This is a genomic window from Campylobacter sp. RM19073 (genome assembly GCF_024723495.1).
GTDB lineage: Bacteria > Campylobacterota > Campylobacteria > Campylobacterales > Campylobacteraceae > Campylobacter > Campylobacter porcelli.
In genome coordinates, this window is the sequence record NZ_JANQCT010000048.1 from 1 (window position 1) to 2,838 (window position 2,838).

The 2,838-nt window shown below is 31.7% G+C and carries 5 protein-coding genes; all 5 read right to left on the bottom strand.

Features of this window, described 5'->3' with window-relative positions:
* A partial coding sequence (locus CSUIS19073_RS08090) for a hypothetical protein (protein ID WP_337214412.1) occupies positions 1–728 on the bottom strand: 728 nt, incomplete at its 3' end.
* Positions 729–808: 80 nt separating this feature from the next.
* The gene (locus CSUIS19073_RS08095) at positions 809–1,114 is read right to left on the bottom strand and encodes a hypothetical protein (protein ID WP_086240343.1); all 306 of its coding nucleotides are present in this window, start codon (positions 1,112–1,114) and stop codon (positions 809–811) included.
* Positions 1,104–1,928: a lambda-exonuclease family protein gene (locus CSUIS19073_RS08100; protein WP_086242689.1), complete on the bottom strand. Its 825-nt coding sequence runs from the start codon at positions 1,926–1,928 to the stop codon at positions 1,104–1,106. Before CSUIS19073_RS08100 ends, CSUIS19073_RS08095 begins: the two co-directional genes overlap by 11 nt.
* Positions 1,925–2,509, bottom strand: a complete 585-nt coding sequence (locus CSUIS19073_RS08105) for an ERF family protein (protein WP_086242688.1) — start codon at positions 2,507–2,509, stop codon at positions 1,925–1,927. The genes CSUIS19073_RS08100 and CSUIS19073_RS08105 overlap by 4 nt, the downstream gene beginning before the upstream one ends.
* A complete protein-coding gene (locus CSUIS19073_RS08110) occupies positions 2,510–2,773 on the bottom strand; it encodes a hypothetical protein (protein WP_086242687.1) in 264 nt (87 codons plus the stop codon). It lies immediately after the preceding gene.
* Positions 2,774–2,838 lie beyond the last annotated feature (65 nt).

Below are 2,838 nucleotides of genomic sequence, written 5' to 3' on the forward strand. Positions count from 1 at the left end.
TAATCTGAATATTCTTGCTCACTAGTGTTTGATATTTGCTCTGGGTGCTGTAATAATAATATAGCTGGGTTAAAAAGCTGTAAAGACTTAGCGACTAATTTTTCATCATTTAAATTATCACTATTTGCGAGTTCTATAATTTCATCATCATATTGATGATAGACTTCTTGTGTAAATCTTTTATTATCAAAGTATGTTTCGGCTGTTTTTAAAAGAGCATAAAAAATAGCTCTGATTTGTATTTCTTTTAATTTGGCATTAGTAAAATCATTGCTATCTCGCATTTCATCATTAATATAACTATCCAAGTCTGACACAAAGCATTCATATAAATTTTCCTCTAACTTTGTCTTTGTAGATTTATCAATGTCAGTGAGATTTGATACTGCTCTAGAGGTTTTATATAAAATATAATCCTCAAAATATTCTATTAGCTCTTTTTTATTTATTTGTATTTTTGATTGATTTACAAAATTTAAAATAGTTTTTGCAGCCTCCCTGTGTTGTTTATTATTGCTTTCTTGCATGGCTTTTATGATTTGCTCTGTTTGAGCATTTAACTCATTTTTTGTTTGGTTTGATTGAGTGCTTTTTGTATGAGTAGTTTTTTGTTTTTCTTCATTTTTTATAGCTTGATAGGTTATTAGTAAAATACCAAGAATAATCCACCCAATAGGTCCTGTAAGTAAAGCCGCAACAATAGCTATAACACCTAAAAACGCCCACATCTGCTCCCCTTTAAATAAAATCCATAAATTCTATTAAAAAAGGGCTAAATTTTGGCTTTTGTTGTGGCTAAATGTTCTCATCACTCATTATTTAAATCCTTGTCTAAATTTAGAGTGTAACCATTTTGGGCACATAAGCACTCTATAAACGCTATATGCTTTAAAAAGTCAAGCTCATTTAGCTTTTTGTAGCTAAATGGCTCTTGATTTTTATCTTTTGGATACTCATCATCAATTATTTTTAAAATCTTTTTAAGAGCGTTACGGCTTAGGTATCTTGGTTTGATAGCTATTTTCAACGCTCCTACTTTTAAAAATGGGATTTTTTGGACTTCTTTAAGCACTACGCCGTGGATAAAACGATTAAAATCACTGCTAATTCGCAATTCTAACGCCCCAACTCTCGCTTGATTTATAGTAGTTAGCTGGGATTTCTAGATTATTATCAGCTAAAAATGATTTATAATCTGCCGTTTTGCGTGTGGTTTTGTAAATTGTAACTCCAAAGGCGGAAAACTCCTTGCCATCGGCTTTTTTTATAGCTTCTTTTTTGAGCTTTTCGATTTTTTCATCTAGCAATTTTTTCTCATCATTTAGCTTTAAAAGCTCATCGCATAGGCTTTCCCAAGCGTAGTTATCAGCATTTAGATAATCTTTTTCGAATTTATCCCACGCTTTTTTGATTTTATCTATAGTTTCATCATCTCTACTGACTTCTATATGAGATATTGATAGCTCGAAGTTATCATCTATATAGCCCACTGCGTAGATACAACGGCTAAGGTTACTTACATAGAATTGGTGCTGGATTTGATAGTAATATTTATCACTTGGTTTATCATTTGCCTTTACATACTCAAACTCATTTTTAGAGAATTTTATCTCGCAAAATACCTTCTTATCTAAATCCGCCCCATCTAAACTAGCTAAAAATCTATCATCATCATCGCTAACCATCACAACTGGCTCTAACTCTAGATTATATTTTTGATTGATTTGCTCTCTTATCATAGGCTCATACTGATTGCCTTGTCTCATAGCTTCAGAAATAAATGGCTTAAATTTGCCCTTTTTAATAAGGGCTATTTGATAAGGTTTATTAAAGCCTATACCTAAAATGCTTGGGGTCTCACTAGCGTTGAATTTACTCTTTCTATACTCTAGCCACTCGTGAGAGCCTTGGATTAAATCAACTATCATTTATTATCCTTTTGGTTAAGTTTTTTTGTTAGCATTGATAAAGCCGTTTCATAAGGCACATTGTCTATAGAATGAACTTTAAAGAAGTCTAAAAATCTATTTAAATCAGTATTAGTAGCTTCTAAAAGCTCTGATATATCTCTTTTTTGCTCTAGAGTTAAAGTATTTGTTTGCTTAGAGTTTTGAGTGTTCTCTTTATCGTGCGTGTTATTATAGTCTGCATCTTTAGTATCATCTATCGCAAAAAGCCCATTTAAAGCATATTTTCTAGCGTAGCTTGATGAGCTTCCTGTGATTTGGCTCTCATCCATACCCTTTTTGCTCTCAGCTTCTCTAGCTAGTGCTGATACGCTTATTTTATCGCCTTTTTCGTTTATGATTGTAGCGGTAGCTTTGATATAGTATCTATCGCCGATGATGACTAGCTCATCATTTAATAATACTACGCATTTGTATTTTTCTTGAAGTGGTTTTAAGGCTTCAACTATGTCTTCACAACTTCTATACTGATACCCACCAAACTTGTTAAACTGCGTTTTTGGTGCTTTTAGCTCGGTTTGGATTTTAAGTAATTCTAGCATTTATGCTCCTATTTTTTGTAGGTTTTTATCTATATTTTCTAAGATTTCATCTCTATTAATTAGTTTATAAATGTAATCTTGAGAATTGCTCGATTTATTGATATATTTAGCTTCTATTTTCCAAGTTGGATTTAAAGCTTTTATAGCGTGAATGTGAGCTCCAAGTCGTGTGATATGCTTTTGTAAGCACTCATTACGACTGATTTGACCTGTATTAATAAGCCTATTTGTTATCCAGCACCTTTGTGATATAAATTTACTCATTTTTATCCTTTCTTATCTTAAAAATTTATCTCTAATTAGGCTCTTTTAAAATATGTAAATTACCC

What these genes read in the sequence shown, in the direction of transcription:
- CSUIS19073_RS08100 (WP_086242689.1), bottom strand. Translation starts at nt 1,928, where the DNA reads ATGATAGTTGATTTAATCCAAGGCTCTCACGAGTGGCTAGAGTATAGA.
- CSUIS19073_RS08105 (WP_086242688.1), bottom strand. Translation starts at nt 2,509, where the DNA reads ATGCTAGAATTACTTAAAATCCAAACCGAGCTAAAAGCACCAAAAACG.
- CSUIS19073_RS08110 (WP_086242687.1), bottom strand. Translation starts at nt 2,773, where the DNA reads ATGAGTAAATTTATATCACAAAGGTGCTGGATAACAAATAGGCTTATT.